The 22,812-nt window shown below is 71.0% G+C and carries 13 protein-coding genes; 5 read left to right on the top strand and 8 right to left on the bottom strand.

Going from position 1 to position 22,812, the window contains the following annotated elements:
* Positions 1–104 precede the first annotated feature (104 nt).
* Both WME85_RS15790 and WME85_RS15785 read right to left on the bottom strand, forming a co-directional pair.
* Entirely contained in the window at positions 105–5,051 is a 4,947-nt protein-coding gene (locus tag WME85_RS15790) for an AAA family ATPase (RefSeq protein WP_437839110.1), read from the bottom strand.
* Positions 5,052–5,523: 472 nt separating this feature from the next.
* The gene (locus tag WME85_RS15785) at positions 5,524–6,048 is read right to left on the bottom strand and encodes an SPW repeat domain-containing protein (RefSeq protein WP_437839108.1); all 525 of its coding nucleotides are present in this window, start codon (positions 6,046–6,048) and stop codon (positions 5,524–5,526) included.
* 171 nt (positions 6,049–6,219) lie between these two features.
* Here WME85_RS15785 and WME85_RS15780 point away from each other — a divergent pair, with 171 nt between their 5' ends.
* Both WME85_RS15780 and WME85_RS15775 read left to right on the top strand, forming a co-directional pair.
* Complete coding sequence (locus WME85_RS15780; protein ID WP_437839106.1) at positions 6,220–7,863, top strand: ribonuclease J; 1,644 nt, start codon at positions 6,220–6,222, stop codon at positions 7,861–7,863.
* Between the two features lie 322 nt (positions 7,864–8,185).
* Positions 8,186–9,550, top strand: a complete 1,365-nt coding sequence (locus WME85_RS15775; protein WP_437839104.1) for a sigma-70 family RNA polymerase sigma factor — start codon at positions 8,186–8,188, stop codon at positions 9,548–9,550.
* Positions 9,551–9,565: 15 nt separating this feature from the next.
* Here the strand turns inward: WME85_RS15775 and WME85_RS15770 are convergent, their stop codons facing one another.
* The 4 genes from WME85_RS15770 to WME85_RS15755 form a co-directional block, all read right to left on the bottom strand.
* Complete coding sequence (locus WME85_RS15770; RefSeq protein ID WP_437839102.1) at positions 9,566–10,561, bottom strand: aldo/keto reductase; 996 nt, start codon at positions 10,559–10,561, stop codon at positions 9,566–9,568.
* A gap of 32 nt (positions 10,562–10,593) precedes the next feature.
* Positions 10,594–11,352 (bottom strand): SDR family NAD(P)-dependent oxidoreductase, encoded by a 759-nt coding sequence (locus WME85_RS15765; RefSeq protein WP_437309916.1) that lies wholly within the window; start codon positions 11,350–11,352, stop codon positions 10,594–10,596.
* A gap of 260 nt (positions 11,353–11,612) precedes the next feature.
* On the bottom strand, positions 11,613–11,987 hold the full coding sequence (locus WME85_RS15760; protein ID WP_437839100.1) for a hypothetical protein: 375 nt from the start codon (positions 11,985–11,987) through the stop codon (positions 11,613–11,615).
* Positions 11,984–13,219, bottom strand: a complete 1,236-nt coding sequence (locus WME85_RS15755; protein ID WP_437839098.1) for a hypothetical protein — start codon at positions 13,217–13,219, stop codon at positions 11,984–11,986. The genes WME85_RS15760 and WME85_RS15755 overlap by 4 nt, the downstream gene beginning before the upstream one ends.
* A gap of 424 nt (positions 13,220–13,643) precedes the next feature.
* Between WME85_RS15755 and WME85_RS15750 the strand changes: the two genes are divergently transcribed.
* A complete protein-coding gene (locus WME85_RS15750; protein WP_437839096.1) occupies positions 13,644–15,893 on the top strand; it encodes a prolyl oligopeptidase family serine peptidase in 2,250 nt (749 codons plus the stop codon).
* 67 nt (positions 15,894–15,960) lie between these two features.
* On the opposite strand, the gene WME85_RS15745 is transcribed toward WME85_RS15750, so the two are convergent.
* Entirely contained in the window at positions 15,961–16,725 is a 765-nt protein-coding gene (locus WME85_RS15745; protein ID WP_437839094.1) for a hypothetical protein, read from the bottom strand.
* A gap of 541 nt (positions 16,726–17,266) precedes the next feature.
* On the opposite strand from WME85_RS15745, the gene WME85_RS15740 reads away from it, so the two are divergent.
* The gene (locus tag WME85_RS15740) at positions 17,267–18,547 is read left to right on the top strand and encodes an ABC transporter substrate-binding protein (RefSeq protein WP_437839092.1); all 1,281 of its coding nucleotides are present in this window, start codon (positions 17,267–17,269) and stop codon (positions 18,545–18,547) included.
* 195 nt (positions 18,548–18,742) lie between these two features.
* Positions 18,743–20,473, top strand: coding sequence for an IS1634 family transposase (locus WME85_RS15735; RefSeq protein WP_437839090.1), 1,731 nt, complete (start codon positions 18,743–18,745; stop codon positions 20,471–20,473).
* A 30-nt stretch (positions 20,474–20,503) separates the two neighbouring features.
* On the opposite strand, the gene WME85_RS15730 is transcribed toward WME85_RS15735, so the two are convergent.
* Positions 20,504–22,699: a glycoside hydrolase family 3 N-terminal domain-containing protein gene (locus WME85_RS15730; RefSeq protein ID WP_437839088.1), complete on the bottom strand. Its 2,196-nt coding sequence runs from the start codon at positions 22,697–22,699 to the stop codon at positions 20,504–20,506.
* Positions 22,700–22,812: the final 113 nt, after the last annotated feature.

Here is a 22,812-nt window from a genome sequence, read left to right as displayed (position 1 = left end):
CGGGCCGCGCCCGCGCTGCTGCGCTCGACGCGCAGCAGCGCGGCGCGCTTCACCCCGGCCGCCGCCCGCGCTGCTGCGCTCGACGCGCAGCAGCGCGGCGCGCTTCACCCCGGCCGCGCCGCGCCCGGACGCCGCCCGAACGCCCCCGAGAGACCGCCCGGCCCCAGCGCATAGGCGATGCTGCTTTGCAGCGTCCCCATCGTCACGATGGACCCGAGGTAGACGTTCTGCTCGACGAGCGCGCGGGCCACCTCCGGCCGCATCCCCGAGAGCACCGCCTTCGCCCCGAGGAGCTGCAGCGCCTTGGCCGTCTTGATCAGCGCCTGGGCCACCGCACAGTCGACCTCCGCCACGCCGGTGATGTCCAGGATCACCACCTTGGCCTGCCGCGCCTGGGACCCGGCCAGCGCCGTCTCGAGCACCTGCTGCGCCCGCGCCCCATCCATCGCCCCGACGATCGGCATCACCAGCACGTCGTCGGTGATCGGGATCAGCGGCGTCTGCCGGCGCAGCATCTCCTGCTGGAGCAGCTCCCGCTCCGCCTCGGACGCCACGCGCAGCTCGAGCTCCCGCTGCAGCTGCTCGTTCGAGCGCTGCAGCGCCTCGGTGCCGCCGCGGATGTCCGCGATGAGCAGCGCGTTCTCCAGCGCGATGGCCGCCTGCGAGGCGAGCAGCCCGCACACCTCGACCCGACCCGGCGTGAACGCGCGCGGCGCCGCGTTGTTCTCCAGGTAGAGGATGCCCGCCGAGCGCCCCTGGTGCGTCATCGCCAGGCACAGGATCGAGCGCGGCTTGTGCTCGACGATGTACGGATCGCCGGCGAAGCGGCTGTCCTGCCGCGCGTCGTTCAGCACGACCGGCTCCCGCGTCCGCGCGACGAGCTGGACGACGCTCGTCGCGACCTCCTTGCTCTCGAGCGCCGGGATCGACAGCCCCGTCTCCACCACGTCGGGATCGACGCGCATGGAGGCCACGATCGCGAGCTTGGCGTCGCGCTCCAGGATGAGCGAGCCCCGCTGCGCCCCCGCGTTCGCCACGACGCTCCGCATCAGCCGGTCGAGGAGCCGGTCGAGCACGTTCTCGCTCGCGACCGCCTGCATGGCCCGGACGACCGTCGCCACGTCGAACGACTCGGTGCTCCCCCGGCGCGTGCTCGTCGTGCCGAGCACCCTGCTCCGCTGCGTCTCGCCGATGGCGATCGCGTCGAGCAGCCGCTCGTGCTCCTGCGCGAGCTGCTCTGCCTTGGCCGTCGCTCCCCACCGGATGTACGCCCGGTACGCGTCGGCCAGGTGCCACCGCGCGATCTTCTCCCGCCCGCGCTGCAGGTAGAACCGCCCGCACAGCTCGTTGGCGAGCGCCTCGTGGTGCGTGAACAGGCTCTCCCGCGCCCCCTCGATCGCCTGGTCGTAGAGCTCCGCCGCCTCCGCTTCCTTGCCGAGGACGCGCGCCATCTCGGCCCCGATGAGCCGCTCCTTGTGCGCGTAGTTCTCCGGGGCGTGCTGCGCCCAGCCCGCGATCTTCGCCCGGTGCTCCGCCGCCGCCGCGAGGCGCCGCTCCCGCTCCTCCCCCGTCGCCGTCGCGCTCAGGGCGACGAGCGCGAGGCCCGTGTAGAAGGGGATGTCGTTGAGGAGGAACAGGCTCATCGCGCTCGCGCTGTGCCGCTCCGCCCGCGCCGCCATCAGCAGCGCGTCCTCGTGGTCCCCGTACAGCACCGCCAGCACGAGCCTGCACACGAAGTACCAGCACCGCGGCAGCTCCTGCGCCGCCACGAGCCCCGCGAGGAAGTCGCCCTCGTCGAACCCGGCGTCGCTCAGGCTCTGCCGCCCCTTCGTCCTCCCCTCCAGGCACGCGACCATCTGCTGCGCGACGGCGAGCACCGGCGTGCCGAGCGGGTCCTTGGTCCGCTGCAAGAACCGCATGAAGCCCGCGAGCTCCTCCCGGAGCGGACCGAGCTCATGGCCCGACGAGAGCATGATCGTCCCGATGTTCAGGCAGGCGTACGCCCCGAAGCTGAAGTCCCCCGAGCTCAGCCCGGCCTGGTAGGCCTTCGAGAGGCACGCGACCGAGCTGCGGGTCGGCTCGAAGAAGTGCGACGGCGCGCCGCACACGACGTACGCCTTGCACTGCAGCTCCACCCCGTCGGGCCGCTCGCTGAGCTCGAGCGAGACCTTCTGGAACTGCCGCGCCTCCTCGTACCGCCCCATCCCCCCCGCGAGCAGCAGGCAGTAGATGCCGTAGGCGCAGGCCGCCGCGGGCGAGTTGCCGTACTTCAGCGAGAGGTTCACCTGCGTGACGGCGATGAGCGCGAGCAGCGTCGGATCGAGCGTGTAAGCGCCCGGGATCATCGCCGCCAGGAGGCGCAGGGCCGCGAGGTGCTCGGCGTCGCCGACCCACGGCGCGTCCGCGAGCTCCTCGACGCGGCGCCCGGCCAGGTGGACCGGCACCTCCCCGAGCGCGGCCCCGAACGCGGCGCCGATCGCCTCCTGCCCCTCCGGCAGCTCGATCCCGAAGAGCGCCACGCCCTCGCGGCCGACGCGCAGCACCTCCGCGAACTCCCCGCGCATCGTGTGCACGAGGATCCGGAGGTTGTACACCTCCGCGCGCTCCAGCCGCGAGCGCGCGTGCCCGAGCAGCTCGCGGATCAAGGCCTCCGCCTGCCCCTCGTTCCCGCTCAGCCACTCGCTCTCCGCCCGCTCCCGGTGCAGCGCGAAGCAGAGCGCGTAGTCCTCCTCCCACCCCCTCGGCCCGAGCAGCGACATCCCGACCTTGAAGTGCTCGGCCGCCGTCCCGTGGGCCATGGCTGCCTTGGCCCGCTTCCCGACGCTCAGGTTGAGCCGCGCGAGCTCCAGCTGCTCCGCGCGGTCCTTGATCAGCGCCACCCCGCGGTTGCTGTGGCTCACAACCTTGAACAGATCCTCATCGCGCGGCTCCCCGTTGAGCTGCGCCCGGAAGAGCCGGCCGATCCGGAGGTGCACCTCCTGCCGCTGCGCGTCCTCGATGAGGCTGTAGGCCGCCTGCTGCCCCCGATCGTGCAAGAACCTGTATCGCACCTCCAGCGGCTGCTCCGCGGTCATGCCGCCGGCCGTGTGGAGCAACCGGTAGTCGGGGTCGAGCGGCAGGACGATGCCCTCGCGCAGCGCCTCCCAGAGATCCGCCGCGATGTCCGCGGGCGGCTTCTCGCGCACGGTCGACAGCGTCTTCAGGTCGAACTGGTGGCCGATGCACGCGGCGAGCTGCAGCACGCGCTGCGCCTCCGGCGAGAGCCGCTGCATCTTGTCCACGAGCAGGTCGTGGACGTTCACGGCGCCCCACCGCTGCCGGATCTGCGCGAGGTCCCACGTCCACCGGCCGGCCGTCGCGTCGAAGGAGACGAGACCCGCCGCGTACAGCTCCTTGAGCAGCTGGCTGAGGAAGAACGGGTTGCCCTGGCTCGTCGTGTAGAGCACCTCGGCGAGCGCCTGCACCTGCTCTCCGCGCGCGCTCAGCGCGTCGGCGATGAGCTGGCGCACGTCGTCCGTCGAGAGCGGCGGGAGCAGGATCTCGCGCCGCTCGACGCCCGCCGTCCGCAGCTCGCCGAGCCATACCGTGAGCGGCTGCCCGGCGATCGCCTCCTGGTCCCGGTACGCGCCGATGATGAGCAGGTAGGCCCCGCTCGGATCGGTCAGCACGAGCTGCAGCAGCCTGAGCGAGGCGGCGTCGGCCCACTGGAGGTCGTCCAGGAAGAGCACCACCGGGTTCTCGGCCGTCGTGATGACGCGCAGGAAGTCCTGGAACACCAGGTTGAACCGGTTCTGCGACTCGCTCGGCCCGAGCTCCGGCAGCGCGGGCTGCGGCCCGATGACGAGCTCGATCTCCGGGATGAGGTCCACGAGGATCTGCGCGTTCTTCCCCGCGGCGCCGAGGAGCTTGTCCCTCCACTGCTCGAGCGACTCCGCCGGCTCGGTGAGGATCTGCCGGACGCGCTGGCGCAGCGCGCCTGCCACGGGGGCGTGCGGCATGCTCCGGCTCAGCTGATCGAACTTCCCCTCGACGAAGTGCCCGCGCCGCTGCGTGACCTCCTTGTGGATCTCGCTCACGAGCGCCGACTTGCCGATCCCCGCGCCGCCCGCGATGAGGAACAGCTCGCACTTGCCCCCCCGCGCGCGCTCGAAGGCGGCGAGCAGCTCCGCCATCTGCCTGTCGCGTCCATACAGCTTCTGCGGGATCCTGAGCTCGCTCGGGACGTCGTGCGAGCCCAGCGCGAACGGCGCGATCCGGCCGGTCGACTCGAGCGCTGACAGGCACGCATCCAGATCGGCCTTGAGCCCGGTCCCGCTCTGGTATCGCTCCTCGGCGACCTTCGACATCAGCTTTTGCACGATGTCGGACACCACCCTCGGGACCTCCGGCGAGCGCTCGCAGAGCGGCGTCGCGGTCCGCGCGATGTGGCTGTGCATGAGGTCCACGGGGTCGGTCGCCTGGAACGGGAGCACCCCGGCGAAGAGCTCGTACAGCGTCACACCCAGCGAGTAGAGATCGGTCCGGTAATCGATGACCCGGTTCATCCTGCCGGTCTGCTCCGGAGACATGTACGCGAGAGTCCCTTCCAGGCGCTCCGGGCTCTCCACGGAGAGCGTCTCCTCCGAGAGCCGCGTCGAGCTCCCGAAATCCGTCAGCTTGACCTGCCTCGTCTCCGGGTTGACGAGGATATTCTGCGGCTTCACGTCCTTGTGGATGACGTGCTTGCCGTGCACCGCCGCGATCGTCCCTGCCAGCGACGAGGCGATACGCAGCTTCGCCTTGAGATCGAGCCTCGTGGCGCGGGCGAGCGCGTCCAGCGTGATCCCTCCGAAGTCCTCCATCACGAGCGCCGCGCCGCCCGGGATCTTCTCCAGGCCGTAGGCCCGGATCACGCCGTCAATCTGGAGGTGGCGTGTGGTCTCGAGCTCATGCCGGAGCTGCGCGACGTGCCGCTGATCGAGACGCTCCCCCTTCAGCACCTTGAGCGTCACCGGGGCACCATCACCATCGCGCTGCGCGCGATAGAGGAGGGTGTCCGCGGTCTCGTACATCAGCTCAACCAGTGTGAAAGGGAGATCTCCGATCCTGGTCTTGCGCATGGTTCGTCGATGGTTGCATACGGCGAATACCTGGGGCAAGCCCTCAACGCGGAGCGGCGCGGTGGGTGATGTACGCTGCGGTGCGGTCCTGCGCGTCTCGGTCTCACGGCGCCGCGGGAGCGCGCGGCGCGCGGAACGAAGCTCGATGGGCCGCTGTGCGACTGGGCGGCGCCGGAGTTGTCGTCCATCTTGGGTGGCGGGCTCTCAGCGGCGCTCGAAACAGGCCAGTGGCGGGGCGCCGTGGACTCCGGATCTCCGCGGCTCATGGCGAACGGAGGAGCGAGCTCAGCGACGCCGCTGCCGCGGAATGCCGTGCAGTGCCGTGAGAGTGGAATGGGAGTGAACGTGAACGTGGAGAGCTCGACTCGGCTTTACCAGGGAGAGCTGCCCCGGGGCGCCATCTGCTCTGCGGCGCACCCAGGCGCTAGGCGATCCGCTCTCGACGGCCGACACCCCTCACCGCGCGGTAGTCGGTCAGCATCGATCCGAGGATCGTGGCCGCCCCGGTGGCGACGTGGATGAGCGCGGCGAGCGGCGAGCGCTTCGCGTAGCCGAAGACGAACGGCGCCGCGATCGCCGACGCGCTCCACGCGTAGTCGATGGCCTCGTGTACCTCGATCGGAATCAGCTTCGCCAGGCTCAGCCGGTAGTCCGTGAGCATGGAGACGGACACGACCGAAGCGCCGAGGACGACGCCGGCGATCTTCGCCGAGCTCTTGCGCGCCGAGAGGCCGGCGAGGGCGACGATGAGGCCGTTCGAGTAATCGAGAACGGAGTGGACGTCCTGCGGGACGACGCGCGCGACGGGCAGCGCGCCGAGGAGCGGTCGCGCGGGGATCGTCGCCCGCCGCCGCGTCGCCTGCGCGATCGCGCCGGGCCGGGCCCGCTCCGCCGGCATGTAGGTCGCCGGCAGGTCGTCCGCGCCCACCGAGATGTCGGAGTGTGTCATGAGTACCTCCCGCTCCCCGGCAGAGGCAATCTGCAGACCGGATCGGAGCACGCGCGCGCGAGCGGGCGCGCTGCCCCGCGCGAGCCCGGCAGCCACCCGGCGTGAGCCAGCCAGCCGAGGGGCGCGACGCCGCCCCTGTCCGCGCGATCAGCGATGCTAGGCTGCGCGCGCATGGGAGTCCGGATCATTCCTCTCGGCGGCCTCGGCGAGGTCGGCATGAACGCGTTGCTCGTCGAGGAGGAAGGCCGCCGCGTGCTCGTAGACTGCGGCGTCATGTTCCCCAACGACCAGGTGCTCGGCGTCGAGGTCGCGATCCCCGACCTCAGCTACGTGCGCGAGGCGGGCGGGATCGACGCCGTGCTGGTGACGCACGGCCACGAGGACCACATCGGCGGGCTGCCGTCGCTCCTGCGCGAGTTCCCCGTCCCCGTGTACGGCACGCGCTTCACCCTCCGGCTCGTGCGCGAGCGCCTCGCCGAGCACCGCATCGACGTGCCGCTGCGCGAGGTCGAGCCGCAGCAGCACTTCCAGGCGGGCCCGTTCCGCGCCGAGCCGCTCCGCGTGACCCACTCCATCCCCGACGCGGTCGGCTTCGCGATCGAGACGGGCGAGGGCATCCTCATCCACACCGGCGACTACAAGGTCGACCTCACCCCCGTGGGCGGCGAGCGGCTCGACCTCGGCCGCTTCGCCGAGTACGGCCGCGCCGGCGTGGCGGCGCTCCTGTCGGACTCGACCAACTCCGAGCGCGACGGCTGGTCGGTCAGCGAGACCGCGGTGGCCGAGGGGTTCCTCCGGCCCTTCCGCGAGGCGAAGGGGCGCATCCTCGTCGCGCTCTTCGCCTCCAACGTCCACCGGGTCCAGAGCGTCCTCAACATCGCCGCCCAGCTCGGCCGCAAGGTCGTGCTCGCCGGGCGCAGCCTGGCCACCAACACGCGGATCGCCGAGGAGATCGGCATCCTGACCATCCCGCCCGGCGTGATCGTCGACGACGCCACGGCGGCGTCGCTCCCGCCCGGGCGCCTCATCGTGCTCGCCTCGGGCGCGCAGGGCGAGCCGAACAGCGCGCTCGCGCGCATGGCGGTGGGCGACCACCACCGGCTCCGGGTCGACCCGGGCGACACGGTGATCTTCTCGTCGCGCGCGATCCCGGGCAACGAGATCGCCGTGAGCCAGCTCGCGAACCGCCTGGCGAAGCGCGGCGCCGTGGTGCTCGACCGCGGCCTCGACCCGATCCACGCGAGCGGCCACGCGCAGGCCGAGGAGCAGAAGATCCTCCTCGACGCGGTGCGGCCGGAGCACTTCGTCCCGATCCACGGCGAGTACCGGATGCTGCTCGCCCACGCGCGCACGGCGCTCCGGATGGGCGTGCCGGCGTCGGGGGTGTTCGTGGTCGAGGACGGCGACTCGCTGGTCATCGAGAACGGCCAGATGCGCCTCGGCGATCCGGTGAAGAGCGGGCGGGTGTGGCTCGACGCGCGCGGCGGGCTCGACGTCTCCGAGATGGTGCTGCGCGAGCGCGAGCAGATCTCGGATCAGGGCCTCGTGATGGCGCTCGTGGTGGCCGATCGCAAGACGGGCGAGATCCTGCGCGGCCCCGAGCTCCTCGGGCGCGGCGTGGCGCACTTCGAGGAGGGCGGCCCGCTGTTCGCGGCCGCGCTCTCGAGCGCGCGCGACGCGCTCGCGGCGCTGTCGCCGGCGGCGCGCACGCTGGCCCCCGCGCTGGAGGACGCGCTCAGCCGCGGCGTGCGGCGGGTGTTCCACCGCGAAGCCTCGCGTCGCCCCGCCGTGCTCCCCCTGGCGGTGCTGCTCTGACGGCAGCTCCGCGGGGACCGCTGGCGGCCGATCCGAGCGCGCGGCTGCTGACGGCCGCGCGCGCGGCTGACGCGGCTGGCGCGGCTGGCGCGCCGCTGAAGCCGACCGCCGGCGCGAGCGCGCTCGACTGCGCCCCTTTCCTGAGCGCCGCGAGTGATTAAGGTGCAGGGACCGGCGGAGCCCCTTTGCTCTGCCGTGGCGTGGCCGACGTGGCTCGTGGTCCATGCTGGGGGCTGTCCCCGCGCCTCGTGCTCCCGCGAGCACGAGCGGATCACCCGCGACTCGGCACCATGGTGGAGCAAGCGAAATGAAGGAGAAGCCCATGAGCTCGCTCCTGGCGGGCGAGACCGAAAGAACATTCATCGATGTGGGGGACGCGCGCGCCGAGGAGCGGTTCGACATCGACCTCAGCCATGTCGCGCTGCCGCGGCAGGAAACGTCTGCTGGCGGGCGGGCCGCGCCCTCGGCGGGGCCGAACGAGGACGTGACCGACATCTATCTCCAGGAGATCTCGCGCAACCCGCCGTTGAGCCGCGATCTCGAGGTGGAGCTCGGCCGGCGGATCGAGGCAGCGGAGCGCGCGGCGATCGAGGCCTGGGCGGCGTCGCCCGTGGCGCTGCGGGAGCTCGCGGCGATCGCGGACGACCTGCAGGCGGGGCGGGTCGCCATCGGCGACCTGCTGCTGAACGCGGACGCGGACGAGGCGGCGCGCGACGCGGCGTCCGTCCGCCTGGCGCGGCTGCTCGGGCTCGCGCGGTCGATGCTGGCCGCCGGGCAGACCGGGGCCAGCGCGCTGCGCGCCCGGACCGACCTCTCGGCCGGGCTCACGGACGCGCGTCTGGGGCCCGTGGTCGAGCAGCGGATCGAGCGGGCGCTGGGTCAGGCGCGGGCCGAGGCCGCCGGGCCGGAGCGGCGGGCGATCGAGGGGGCGCTGGCGGCGATGCGTGGCGCCCGCCGCGAGACGGCGGAGGCGCGGGCCGAGATCGTCCGGGCGAACCTGCGGCTCGTGGCGTCGGCCGCCCGGCAGCTGAAGCACCGGGGCGTGCCGCTGCTCGACCTCATCCAGGAGGGCAACCTCGGGCTGATGCGCGCGGCGGAGAAGTTCGACTACCGGCGTGGTTACCGGTTCAGCACGTACGCCACGTGGTGGATCAAGCAGGCGCTGGCGCGCGCGCTGCTGTACCAGGGCCAGGTCATCAAGGTGCCGGTCCACCTCGCCGAGACGCGGCGCCGCGCGCTGCAGGCCCGCAAGGAGCTGGAGCAGGAGAACGCGCGCGAGGCGGCGCCGGAGGAGGTCGCGGAGCGGAGCGGGCTCTCGCTGGAGAAGCTCCAGACCTTGCGGGAGATGGCGCTCCCGCCCGTGTACCTCGACGCGCCGGTCGGCGACGACGAGGGCGCTCGCCAGGGCGATTTCTTCGCGAGCGAGGAGGCGGCGCCGGACGAGCTCCTGGTCCACCGCCGGATGCACACGCAGGTCCGCTCGCTGCTCGAGTCGCTGACGCCGCGCGAGCGCGAGGTGCTCCGCCTCCGGTTCGGGCTCGACGGCGGGCAGACGCACACGCTCGCCGAGATCGGGGGCATGTTCTCGGTGAGCCGCGAGCGCATCCGGCAGATCGAGGAGAACGCGCTGAGCAAGCTCCGGACGCTGTCGCGGAGGCAGGCGCTCGAGACGCCGCTCGGGGGCTGAGGGCGCCTCGCCCGCTCAGCGCGGCGCGTCGCCGCGGCGGTACTCGGCGGTCGCCTCGTCGAGCCGGGCCTTGAGCTCGGGATCGAGCGCGAGCTCGCCCGCGGCGAGCGTGGCGTCCAGCTGATCCGGCCGGCTGGCGCCGATGATCGCCGACGTGATCGCCGGGTTGGCGAGCACCCACGCGACGGCCACCGTCGTGAGGGACTGGCCCGCTTCGGCGACGAGGCCCTGCAGCTTCTCCACCGTCGCGAAAGCGCGCTCGTTCCAGTAGCGCTGCTGGTAGTTGGACGCCGCCGTGCCGAGCGTGAAGCGCGTGCCCGGCGTGGGGTCGCCGCGGCGGTGCTTGCCCGTCAGGAAGCCGCCCGCGAGCGGGTTGTACGGGATGACCCCGAGGCCCTCCTCCTGCGCCAGCGGGAGCAGCTCGCGCTCGATCTCGCGGAACAGCAGCGCGTAGCGCGGCTGCACGGAGACGAAGCGCGTCAGCCCCCGCACCTCGGCGCGGCCGAGCGCGCGCGCCAGGCGATACGCGAGGTAGTTGGAGACGCCGATGTACCGCGCCTTGCCGGAGCGCACCACGACGTCGAGCGCCTCCAGCGTCTCGTCGATCGGCGTGTCGCGGTCGTCCGAGTGCAGCTGGTAGAGATCCACGTAGTCGGTGCCGAGCCGGCGCAGCGAGGCGTCGATGGCGTCCAGGATGTGCTTGCGCGAGGCGCCCTGATCCCACTCGTTCGGGCCGACGCGGCCGACGCACTTCGTGGCCACGATGAACCGGTCGCGCTTGCCCTTGAGCCAGCGGCCGACGATCTCCTCGGTGCGGCCGGCGGTCGGCAGGCCGCCGCCGAGCGGGTACACGTCCGCCGTGTCGAGGAAGTTGACGCCGGCGGCCGCGGCCTTGTCGAGGATGACGCGCGAGGTCTCCTCGTCCGTCTGGAAGCCGAACGTCATCGTGCCGAGGCACAGGCGGGAAACGGTGAGGCCGGTACGGCCGAGGCGGGTAGTCGAGATGGTCATGCTCTTCCGTTGGGTTCTGTACGAGATACGGATCAGTAGTAGATCGGCCCGACGCTGCCACCGCCGGCGACGACGGCGTCGCCGTTGATGGCGACGCTCCTCGGCGAGGCGAGGAACGCGACCACATACGCCACCTCGCGGGCGTCCACGATGCGGCCGATGCTCACCGAGGCGGCCAGGTCCTTCTCGGACTCCGACCGGGTGCGCTCGGTGCGCGTCGCGCCGGGGTGCACGACGGTCACGTTGATCCCCTTCGGACCCAGCTCATCCGCGAGGTTCTTCGTGATCGCCGCCACACCGACGTTGCGCAGCGTGGCGACCGGGCGGCCCGTCTTGCGCACCGCCAGCCCGCCGATGTTGATGATGCGGCCCCAGCCGTTCGCCACGAGGTGCGGCGCGACGGCGCGCGCGGTCCGCAGATACCCCACCACCTTGATATTGATGTCCTCGATCACCTGCTCGTCGAGGATCTGATCGAGGCGGGTGGCCGGCGAGATCCCGCCCGGCAGGGCGGCGTTGTTGACCAGGATGTCCACGCCGCCCAGCGCGGCGACGGCGCGCTCGACGAGCGCGTTGACCGACGTCTCGTTGCCTGTGTCGACCACCAGCGGGACGACGCGGCGGCCGGTCTCCGCCGAGAGCTCGGCCGCGGTCGCCTCCAGCTTGTCCTTGCCGCGCGCGGCGATCACGACGTCGGCGCCCTCGCGCGCCAGCTCCCGCGCGATGGCCTTGCCGATGCCGCGGCTGCCGCCCGTGACGATGGCGCGTTTTCCGGTGAGTTCGAGGTCCAAGAGCGGCTCCCTTCCATCAGCAGACACGAGGTCTGGGTTACTTGCGCCGAGGCGCGGCAAAGGCTCGGCCGATCGCGCCAGACAGCGCTCCTTGCGGCGGCCGCGCGCGGCAAGTCCGGTGAGGAGAGCGGACATGGCTGCTCCCCGCGCCGATGAGCGGAATCGGACGGCGAGCCGCGCGCAGCACGTTTCGTTCCAGCCGGCGCTCACACGCCATTCTCGTGCAACGGCGCGCGCCCGCCGGGCGCGACGCCGCCCCGTCATTCACCTGGCGGCCGTGCGCGCCAGGCGGATGGAAGCGCGGCGTCGCGCCGAGCCGGCGCGCCGGGCGGCAGTTCGCCTGTTGCGTCCGCAGCAACCTGCTGGAGCGGTGCTGCCGGCGAGGCAGCCCATGCGCCGGCCACACCGAGCCGGTCGAGGAGCGCGAGCACGCCCGCCGCGAGCGCGAGGATCGGCGCGACGATCACGCCGCCGAACCACGCGAGCGCGTAGGCGACGCCGAGCGTGGCGTCGCCCGCGCTGCCGGGCGGCGCCGTGCCGCTCAGCACGGAGACGTGCTCGCGCAGGCCGAGCAGGTGGCAGGCGACGAAGGCGGCGGCAAGCAGCGCGGCGCCGAGGGCGAGCGCGCGGGTCACGGGGCACCTCCCGCGGCGGAGATCCGCTCCCAGAGCGGGCCGAAGCTCAGCGCGTAGAGCAGCGCCGCGTCGCCAACCTGGTTGCTCGCGGCGTAGCGCAGCCGGTCGCCCTCGCGGATCGGAAACGCGGCGAAGTCGACCGAGGTGAGCAGCGCCCCGAGGTACGGCGCGTCGCCGAAGGCCGCCGCGCCGAGGATCGCGAGGCCGCTCGATCCGGCGCTCGCGCCCACGAGGGGCACGATCGGGCCCGAGTCCACGTCCTCCGGGCCGGACCAGGAGCGCGGCCACTCGCGCGCCCAGCCGAAGCCGAGGAAATCCGCGCCGAGCTCGCGGCGCGCCCGCGCGTACTGATCGCGCGCGAAACCGGGGTCGATCAGGAGCAGCGCGTGCGCGACCAGCCACAGGGACGACCCCTCGGGACCGTCGAGGACCCTGCCGTCGTGCGTGTAGCTCGACACGAGCAGCCCGGTCTTCGGGTCCACCAGCCTGGCGCGCGCGGCCGCGAGCCAGCGGCGGCCGAGGTCCAGCCCGCGGCGCTCGCCGTGCAGCGCGTCGGCCATGCGCATGGCGGCGAGGGCGAACGTGTTGCAGAAGGTCCAGCACTCGTCGGGGTAGCTCTCGGCCGACAGCACGGGGCTCCGCTCCATGCGGGCCTGCATCTCGGCGACGCGCGCGTCGAGCTCGGCTTCGTACGCGGGGCGGCGCGCGACCAGCGCTCGGGCGCCCAGCATGAGCGCGATCTCGCCGTCCACGAAGAGGCTGCGCGCGGGCTGCTGCACGAACGGCCTCCCCCTGGCGTAGGGCATCATGAAGTGCAGCATCCCGCGCTCGCGCTCGAGCGCGAGGGTCTCTTCGACGACCCGATCCATCACGGCGAGGTGGCGCGCCTCGGCCCCTGGCTCCCGCAGCGCGGCGCTGGCGAGGCCGAGGACGAGAAAGGTCCGACCCATGAAGTCCCACTCGGCGTTCGTGGCCCGCATCCGCGCGAGCGTCGCGTCCTTCGCGGCCGTGTCCTCCCACAGAGAGAGCTGGTGCGCGAGCAGCGCCCGGCCGCGCGGCGAGAGCTCCCCGGAAGGGCGGTGCTCGGCGGCGTCATGCCGGAAGAACACGTGCAGGCAAGGGAGCCAGACCGCCGCGGCGATCAGCAGCGACAGCGCGACGGCGCCGAGCCGGCGCAGGCGCCCGGCGGCCCCGGGGCGGCGCGCGACGCCGGCGGAAGAGAGGTCGGTCATGGGCTGGACCATGGTAAGGCGCCGTGGCCGGGCCGCGCGCGAGATGTGGCGGTTCCGAGGAGGCCCCGGGGATTTTCTCGGCGGAAGCCCATCCAGGAGACGGTCCTGCCGGTGCTGGCCCCGGGTACCGCGCGTGCCCCCGAGGGGCGAGGATCCGAGAGTTCCCCTCCTCAGGTGTTCATTCGCACCGCGGAGACTGACAGGGTGGCGGGGATATGGGTGTTCTCCGGCGATGTCGCTCCCGCCCTTTCGCAGCGCCGATCACAGAACTCATCGATTCACCACGTCGTCCGGGTCAGGCACGTGAGCAGGCGGGATCCGTCGTTCTCCTCACCTCATATGCCGTCAGGAAGTTGCTCTCGCCGCTATGTCACGTTCGCGTATGGCAGGATATTTACCTTCTCGACAGGGAGATCATTCATCTATGTACACACGGACATCGAGGGCGGGTATCGCCGCCTGGATCATCGTATCAGCGTTCGCGAGCGGCGGAGTGCTCGGCTGCGACTCCGGCGGTGAGCCGACATCGAGCGCGACGGGCACAGGGGGCGGAGGCGGAAGCGGCGGCGGCGACGGGGGCGGCGGGAACGGCGGCGACGGCGGCGACGGCGGCGACGGCGGCGACGGGGGCTCGGGGGCCTCCACGGGCGCGGGCGGGGAAGACCCGTATACGTGGCTGGAGGACGCGACCTCCCCGGAGTCGCTCGAGTGGGTGCAGGAGACCAACCAGGCGACGCGCGATGCCCTGACCGAGGGCGAGCCGTTCACGTCGCTCTACGACGATCACTACCGCGAGAGGACGAAGGAGCCGCCGCTCCGGTGCATCCCGGAGCCGGACGGCTTCGTCTACCAGTTCAAGCAGGACGCGACCAACCCGCGCGGCGTCTGGCGCCGGACGCCGGCGGAGGCCTGCCTGGCCGAGGCGCCCGCCTGGCACGTGCTGCTCGACGTCGACCAGCTCGCGACCGAGGAGGACGAGGACTGGGTCTACGCGGGGTCGGACTGCTACTACAACGATACCGACCTGTGCCTCATCTCGCTCTCGCGGGGGGGCAAGGACGCCATCGTCATCCGCGAGTTCGACAAGGCGACGCGCTCGTTCGTCGCCGACGGCTTCGTCCTCCCCGAGGCGAAGTCCTATATCGCGTGGAGCGACGAGGACACCCTGCTCCTCGCGTATGGCACGGACGAGGATTCGCTCACGACCTCGGGCTACCCGCGGCAGGTGAAGATCTGGCGCCGCGGCACCCCGCTCTCCGAGGCGAAGCTCGTCTTCGAGGCCGAGAAGGACACGGTCCTCTCCGCCGGCGCGACCGTTCATGACGTCGACGGATCGAGCCTCAGGATCATCACGAGCTACGTCGACTTCTATCACGCGGACAACTACGTGCTCGGGAGCGACGATGTGCCGGTGAAGATCGAGGTGCCCCAGGACGCCACGATCTGGGATCTCTTCCAGGGCAAGCTGCTGGTCCGGCTCGCCTCGGACTGGAGCGTCTCCGGCGCGACGCTGAAGTCCGGCTCGCTCGCCGCCGTCTCGCCAGGCGACGCGGCGTCGACCGCGGAGCTCGTGTACGCGCCCGACGAGCGGAGCGCCTTCGTCGGGCTCACGAAGTCGAGGGAAGGCATCCTCGTGACGCAGCTCCACGACGTCGCCGCCGAGGTCCTCTCCTTCACCTCCACGGACAGCGGGTGGACCTCGAAGGCGGTCCCCATCCCGCCGCTCGGGGACGCCGACGTCACCGCGGATCCGCGCATGGATGACGCGTATGTCACGTTCAGGAGCTTCCTTCAGCCCACGACGGTCTACCAGGTGCGGCCCGAGGGCGACACGTACGAGGTGACGGAGATCAGCGCTTCACCCGCGCTGTTCGACGCGTCGCCGTTCGAGGTCTCGCAGGACACCGCGACGAGCAAGGACGGCACCAAGGTGCCTTATTTCGTCGTCAAGCGCGCGGGGACGGCGGCGGACGGCAAGAGCCCGACCCTCCTCTACGGCTACGGCGGGTTCGAGTACACGCTGCCGCCGTTTTACCTGGGGCTCACCGGCAAGCACTGGCTCGAGAAGGGCGGCGTCTACGTGCTCGCCAACATCCGCGGCGGCGGCGAGTTCGGGCCCGCGTGGCATCAGGCTGCGATCCTGGAGAACAAGCAGCGGTCGTACGACGACTTCATCGCCATCGCCGAGGACCTGATCGCGAAGGGCATCACCTCCCCCGCTCACCTGGCGATCCAGGGCGGGAGCAACGGCGGCCTCCTGGTCGGTGCCGTCACCATGCAGCGGCCCGATCTCTTCGGCGCCGTCTCCTGCCAGGTCCCCCTGCTCGACATGCTGCGTTACCACGAGATCGGCGCAGGGGCGAGCTGGATGGGCGAGTACGGCGACCCCGAGGATCCCGAGATGGCCGAGATCATCCGGGCCTACTCGCCGTACCACAACATCAAGGCCGGCGTGGAGTACCCGCCGATCCTGTTCACGACGACCACCACCGACGATCGCGTCCACCCCGCGCACGCGCGCAAGATGGCCGCGCGCCTGAAGGAGATGAACATCCCCTTCTACTTCTACGAGGGTGAGAAGGGTGGACACGCTGGCTCCGCAGATCCAGAGACCTACGCGTTCCTCCAGGCGCTGAACACGACGTACCTCTATCGCGTCTTCGAGACCCAGTAGGGAAGCCCCCCGCGCTCGAACCGCCAGGGCGCTCCCCCTCACAAGCTATCGATAGCCAGGCGGCAGCTCAACGAGGGGCGGCCGGGCGAAAGAGCTTGGTCGCGATCGCGCGCGTCGTGGCGAGGACGTTATCGCGCGTGAAGCGGAACCAGAAGCCGGCGTAGCATCCGTTCGTGCGGAAGCCGGGGTTCACCGCGGCGTAGCGCCGCGCGGCCGGGCGGTCGAAGTAGCGCGGCGGATAGCGGCTCTGCGTCTCCTCGGTCATGAAGATGTTGACGAAGAAGAGGCCGGTCTCTTCGTCCACATGGAAGTCGCTCTCCCTTGCGAGCGCGAGGAACGCCGCGCGCACGGCCTCGTCCTCCTCCCCGCCGCGACGCCCCGGATCGAAGATCTGGTAATGCGCGAGCGCCTCGGTGATGGAAACGAAGCCGAAGAGGCTGGCGATGGAGAGGCGGTACAGGCGGGTCCGCGGGGCGCGGCGCTTCGTGTCGAGCAGGAACACGAGGCCAGAGACGAGGTGCAGCCCGCGCGTCCGGAACGCGGGTGCGATCCTCAGCTTCCCGCCCACGATGGCCAGGCTGCGCGGCAGGGCCAGGGGCGCGGTCTTCCAGAACTGGAAGCCGACGATCTCGTCCGTGTCGGCGCGGCGGAAGACGTGGACGACATCGTTGGTCTCGGCGTGGACGCGGAAGTGCTCGAAATCCTCGGCCATGAGCGCGGCCGAGAGGGCGTGGAGCTCGCGCAGGCGCGGCCCGGTGAAGTCGCGTCGCCGGAGGACCTCGAGGCGGACGGCGGGGCGGAGCGGGGAGAGACCGAGAAGGAGGTTCAGCATGGGGGTCCGTGGGGTCGAGCAGCCGCGCGGGGCGCGCGGCGCCCCCGTGGCTCCTCTTGTCGAGCGGCTCGGAGCTCTTGTACCGCGTCTCGACGCCGGATGGCGGCGCGCGCGCCCGAAGCCGCGCCACAGGCCCACTCCGAGCGCGGCGCCGGACTCGGCAGCGCCGCCTCGGCCATCGCGGCGCCGACGCTCGCCGCGACTGCCAGCGCGGCCATCGAGCCGTCGGGAGCCCCCGGGCCCGTGCGCTCCGGCGCCAGCGCTGCGCAAGGTGACCAGGGACCAGGTGACCCGGGCGATGTCCCGCGCGGGCGCGGGCGCTGCGACGGTGGCGACGACGGCAACGAGGAGCGCGGCGCCGCAACGCGCCAACTGGTCGCAACGGCCCTCGGCAGCGAGTGAACTGTGCCTTGCATTGCACCGGTGCCGCAAAATACCGCACCTGGTATCGCTGCTCACGTCATGTTTTCTTGCGGATTGGACCGAAGTGTGGTTCGTTTATCGTAGATGTCCTATGCACTGTAGGGAGATTGGATTGCTCGTGGGACTCGCGTCCCTACCCTTGGTATCCTGCTCGCCGACAGCGCCCGTTCACCCCGAGAATGCGGTCGTCATCGGGGCCATCCTCCCGTTCTCGGGGAGCGAGTCGGCGATCGGCCGCAACCTCGAGCAGGCGATGTTGCTCGCGATCGAGGACGTGAACGCCGCAGGTGGGCTTGACAGCAAACCGTTCGACATCGTGAGCCGAGACAGTCACTCGAGCGTGGACCGTGGGTTGGATCAGCTGCTCGCCCTGCTTTACCTCGATGAGGTCCGATACCTGATCGGGCCCGAGGAGAACGATCTCGCCCGTGCGATCTCGCCGGACGTGAAGGCGCTCGATCGGTTCCAGATGTTGCCGGGCTATGCCGCCCCCGCCGCGGCGCGCAGCGAGGCGATGGGGGGCTGGATGCGGCTCGCCCCCTCCCCGTTCGCCGTCGGCTGCGCGCTGGCGAAACATGCCGTTCACGAGGGCATCGATACAGCGAACACCCTCGCGGCGCGGGACGACTACAACGGCAGCGTCAGCAGCGAGTTCGCGAGCCATTTCGTGGCGCTCAGGGGCAGGGTCCTCCCCTCGGTGACGTTCAAGTCGGGCGAGCTGACGTACACGAGCAAGATCGAGTCCGCCTTCGAGCCGAAAGCCGGCCGGACGCTCCTGGCCGCCTATCCCGCCACCGCCTCGACCATCGTGACCGAGTGGGCCGTCTCCGGACGGCCGGGCACCTGGCTCCTCGGCCCCGCGCTGCGCGCCGAGGCGCTCCTCGCCAACATCCCCGCTGGCTCCCTCGACGGGTACTTCGGGGTCTCGCCTTCACTCAGCCTGCGGAGCGAGTGCCAGCTCGTGGATGAAGCCCAGGAGACGGTCAACTGTACGACCGATAACGCCTCGGCCTTCATCGAGCGCTTCTCCAGCCGCTGGAACGGCGAAGCGCCGTTCCCCGCGGCGCACTTCTATTACGACGGCGTCGTCCTCATCGCGATGGGCATCGTGTACGCCCAGGCGACGGGCAAGCCGCTCCCTTTGTCCGGACGTGCGCTGCAGACGATCATCACCGACCTCAACAAGCCCGAAAACGACGTGGCCTCATGGCGGGATCTGAGATCGGCGATGGCCAGCCTGCGCGCGGGGATCCCCCTCCGCTACGCCGGGGCGGCCGCTGAATACGAGTTCGACCGGTACGGGGCGAACAAGCATTATTTCATGCAGAAGTGGACCATCGAAAGCGAGACGTTCGTCGATCGCGCCCCGGTCCCCGTCACGTGCGCGACCGACGGGTGATCCCGCGGCGAGCTCGCCTGTCGCTCTCCCGGAGGTGAGCTCACCGCCGCAGCCCTCGTCGGTCGCGCCCGCGCCGCTGCGCTAGCCCTACTTTCGCGAAGCCGACAGGGGTTGGATGTGTAGACGCACGGCGCGCACCGAAAATCGTGCACGTCCCCTGGATGCGGCGACCTGTCGTCGCTACATGAACGAAAAATGCACATCTTCGAGCGGGAGGTGGACGGTCGCCGCTACCGGATCGCGGCGCAGTCGGTGTGGGACGCGGTAGCGGGGCGCTCGGTCGCGAGGCAGGTTGTCCTCGGGCCGGCGGACCCGCCGCCGACGGTCGACCTCGGGCGAACTCGGACGGTCGGAACGAGGGCGGTGGGGGACGTCGGCGCGCTCGTTTGGGTTGCCGAGCAGCTCGACTTGGTGAGGCTGATCAACGAGGCGTGCGGTGACTACGGCTCGAAGAACGGGCCGTCCGTGGGCGAGATGGCTGTCGCCGTCGCGCTTCAGCGCGCTTGCGCGCCGGGCCCGAAGTGTGACCTGGGGGATTTCCTCGACGGCGCATTGCCGCGGGTCTCGTGCCTGCCCGGGTCAGCATTCACGGGGCAGGCGTTCCACCGCATCGCGCAGCAGGTCACCGATCAGGAGCTGGAGGCCGCCCAGGTGGCGATCGCTCGGGCGGCGATCGGTCGGTTTGCTCTGTCAGCCGACGTGCTGGCGTTCGACACGACCAACTTCGACACGCACATCGCCACAACGACCCCCGGCGAGCTGGCGCGTCGCGGACACGCCAAGAGCAAACGAAGCGACCTGCGGGTGGTGGGACTCGGCCTGCTCGTGAGCGAGACCGGGCACGTGCCGCTCTTGTACCGGGCCTTCGGCGGCAACAGCTCGGATCAAGCCGTGCTCGAGGAGTGCCTGCAAGGGCTGAGCGAGCTGCACAGCGCGCTCGACGCCGGGGAGCAACGAACCAGCCCAGGTCATCGGACACTCGTACGCGACGGTGGTTTCTGGAGCCCTCAGCTGGAGCTTCATCTGGAAGTCACCGGCTACTACAGCCTCATCTCGTTGCCTCTGGGACACAGCGCGGCCGAATGGGCGCTGCAGCAAGCTGCGCAGAAAGGCGCGATGCGGCACCTGACCGGACAGTACGAGGACGTACGCGCTGCCCGCGTCCGGACCCAGGTCGGCGACCTTGACCGCACGCTCGTCGTTATCGAGAGCATCACGCTGCTCGAGGGGCAGAAGCGCGGCATCGAGGCGCGGCTGACCAAGGCCAAGGAGGAGCTGGGCAGGCTTGAGGCGCTGGTGGAGGCCGGCCGCATTCGACGCGCGTCCCTCGAGCAGCGCGTACGCAAGGCGCTCGCGCGCGAGCACTTGGCCAGCTTCGTCTTGGTCGAGATCGACGGCCAAGAGCAGACCCCGACGCTGAGCTGGCGGGTCGACGCCGCTCGCCGGCGAGAGCTCGAGGCAACGCGTCTGGGCAAGCGTGTGCTCTGCACCGACCACCACACCTGGAGCACCGAACGCATCGTCCATGCCTTTCGCGGCCAGTGGAACGTCGAAGAGCTCTTCCGTCGCTCGAAGAAGGGAGGCGTTGTGCCCTGGGGTCCCTCACATCAGTGGGCCGACGGCTCGCTGCGGCTCCACACCTTCGCCACGGTGCTCGGGCTGATGCTCGTCAGCCTGGCACGCATCGCCCTTGGCACAGACGCCTCCGCCCGCGCCATGATGGACAGCCTCGGCGACATCCGCGCCACGCTGGTCCGGACCGCAACGGGCGCCCAGGGACGGCGCCCCACGATCCCGCTCGCGCCCGAACTGAATGCAGAACAGCGCCGCGCTGCGCGCATCTTCGAGCTCGACCGTTGGCTTCCAGGTCTTTCTTCATCTAGACGCCGACAGAGCGCAGCATCTGGAAAGCAAGCGCCTTCCTAAACCTCAGGAACGCGCGTTGCGAAAGTAGGGCTAGGCCACCGCGAAAGCGGCGCTCAACAGGTCCTGCGGCCGGGACGAGGCGCCGATGTGGACGCGGAACTCTCCCGGCTCCACCACGCGGCGCCCCTCGGCGTCGAGGATGGAGAGCTCCGAGGCGGGGACGTCGAAGCGCACCGTGCGCGCCTCGCCGGCCGCGAGGCTCAGGCGGCGGAACGCCTTGAGCTCCTTCAGCGCCCACGTGGACGACGTCACCAGATCCTCGATGTACAGCTGGACGATCTCCACGCCGTCGCGCCCTCCGGCGTTGGTGACCGTCACCTCGAAGGAGGCCGCGCCCTCCCTGCCCACGCTGGGTGTCAGGACCTTCAGATCGGCATAGGCAAAGCGCGTGTAGCTCAGGCCAAAGCCGAAGGCGAACGCCGGCTCCTGCGTGAGATCGGCGTAACGCGCCCCGTGCTGGCCGCGGGCCTGGTTGTAGAACACCGGCTGCTGGCCCACGTGGTACGGGAACGAGATCGTCAGCTTCCCCGAGGGGTTGATCCGCCCGAAGATCGCCTCGGCGACCGCCCGCCCGCCCATCATCCCCGGGTTGAACGCCTCGACGATGGCGGCCGCGCCGAGCACCGATCGCGGCAGCACCAGCGGCTTGCTGTTGACGAGGACCACGGCCGTGGGCACGCCGGTGCGGGCGATCTCGTCGGCCAGCGCCCGCTGCCCGCCCATCAGCTCGAGGGTCGCCGTGCTCCTCGTCTCGCCGATGAACTCGATCCGATCCCCCACGACGAGGACCACCGCGTCGGCGCCCCGGGCCAGCAGGGCCGCCGCGGCGATGCCCGACTCGTCCTCGCTCACCACCGAGCAGCCCGCGGCGTACACCACCTCGCACCCCGGCGGCGCGAGCTCCCGTATCCCGTCCACGATCGTGACGATGCTCGAGCGCGGGTGCTGAGGACCGTTGCCGCCGCTCATCTGGCCGGACCCGAGCGACCAGTCGCCCAGCTGCGCGATCGGGTCGTCCGCGTTGGGGCCGATCACCGCGATCCGCCGCAGCGGCGCCGGCCCGGCGGCGCTCGCCCCGTCGGCGAGCGGCAACAGGCCGTCGTTCTTCAGCAGCACCAGCGACGCCCGCGCGACCTCCAGGTTGAGGTCCCGGTGGGCCGCGCACCCGATGACCTCCTTGATCCGCTGCTCGCTGCTGTACCCGGGGTCCTCGAAGAGCCCCAGGGAGAACTTGAGCGCAAGGACGCGCCGAACCACCGCGTCGATCTCGGCCTCGGCGAGGAGCCCGCGGCGCACCGCCTCCTGGGCGCCCTCGTAGAACTGCGGTGTCTGCATCATGAGATCGTTGCCGCTGCGGATCGCGAGCGAGGCCGCCTCGGCCATGTCCTTGCAGACCTTCTGATCGAGCACGAGGTTACCGACGTTGTTCCAGTCGGTCACGACGATCCCCTGGAAGCCCCACTCCTCCTTGAGGACCTCCGTCAGGAGCCAGCGATTGGCGGTGGCCGGAATCCCGTCCATCGACTGGTATCCTGTCATGAACGCCATGCAGCCGCTCTGCGCGGCCCTCTCGAAGGGCGGCAAGAAATACGAGCGCAGGTAGCGCCGGGAGATGTTCGCCTCCGACGCGTCGCGCCCGCCCAGCGTCTCCGAGTACCCCGCGTAGTGCTTCGCCGTCGCCAGCACCGCGTCCGGGTCGTCGAGGCCCTTGCCCTGATAGCCCTTCACCATCGCGCAGGCGAGCTCGCCGATGAGATAGGGGTCCTCGCCGAACGTCTCCCCCACCCTCCCCCAGCGGAGATCGCGCGTGAGGCACAGGACGGGCGAGAACGTCCACTTGAGCCCGGTGGCCCGCATCTCGGCGGCGGTGACCCGCGCCACCTTCTCCAGGAGCCCTGGCTCCCAGCTGCACGCCATGCCCAGCTGCGTCGGGAAGATCGTGGCGCCCGCCCAGAAGGAATGGCCGTGGATCCCGTCGTCGGCCATCAGGACCGGAATCCCGAGGCGGGTGCCGAGCGCGCGCCGGATCGCCGCGTCCGCGTCCTTCCCGTTGCAGTGCAGGAGGCTGCCGACCTTCATGCGCCCGATCGCGTCCTCGAGATCTCCCTGGGCGTCCAGCTGCATGAGCTGCCCGACCTTCTCGTCCAGGGTCATCCGACTCAGGAGGTCTTCCACCCGCTTGCCCACGGGTTGGCTGGCATCTTTGTAGAGGGGAGCGTCGTTCATGGGTTCTCCTGGTCGAGGTGGGGGCGCACGATAACAGGTCCGCCCCGCGGGGCAAGAGCGGGTCTTCTACCGGTTTTCTACCGTGCACCGTGCGTGCTTGGGAGATCCAGACT

Origin of the sequence: Sorangium sp. So ce1153 (assembly GCF_051521595.1) — a bacterium.
Taxonomy (GTDB): Bacteria; Myxococcota_A; Polyangia; order Polyangiales; family Polyangiaceae; genus Sorangium.
The sequence above is the reverse complement of the archived record's forward strand: the minus strand, read 5'-3'. Positions and strand labels throughout refer to the sequence as shown.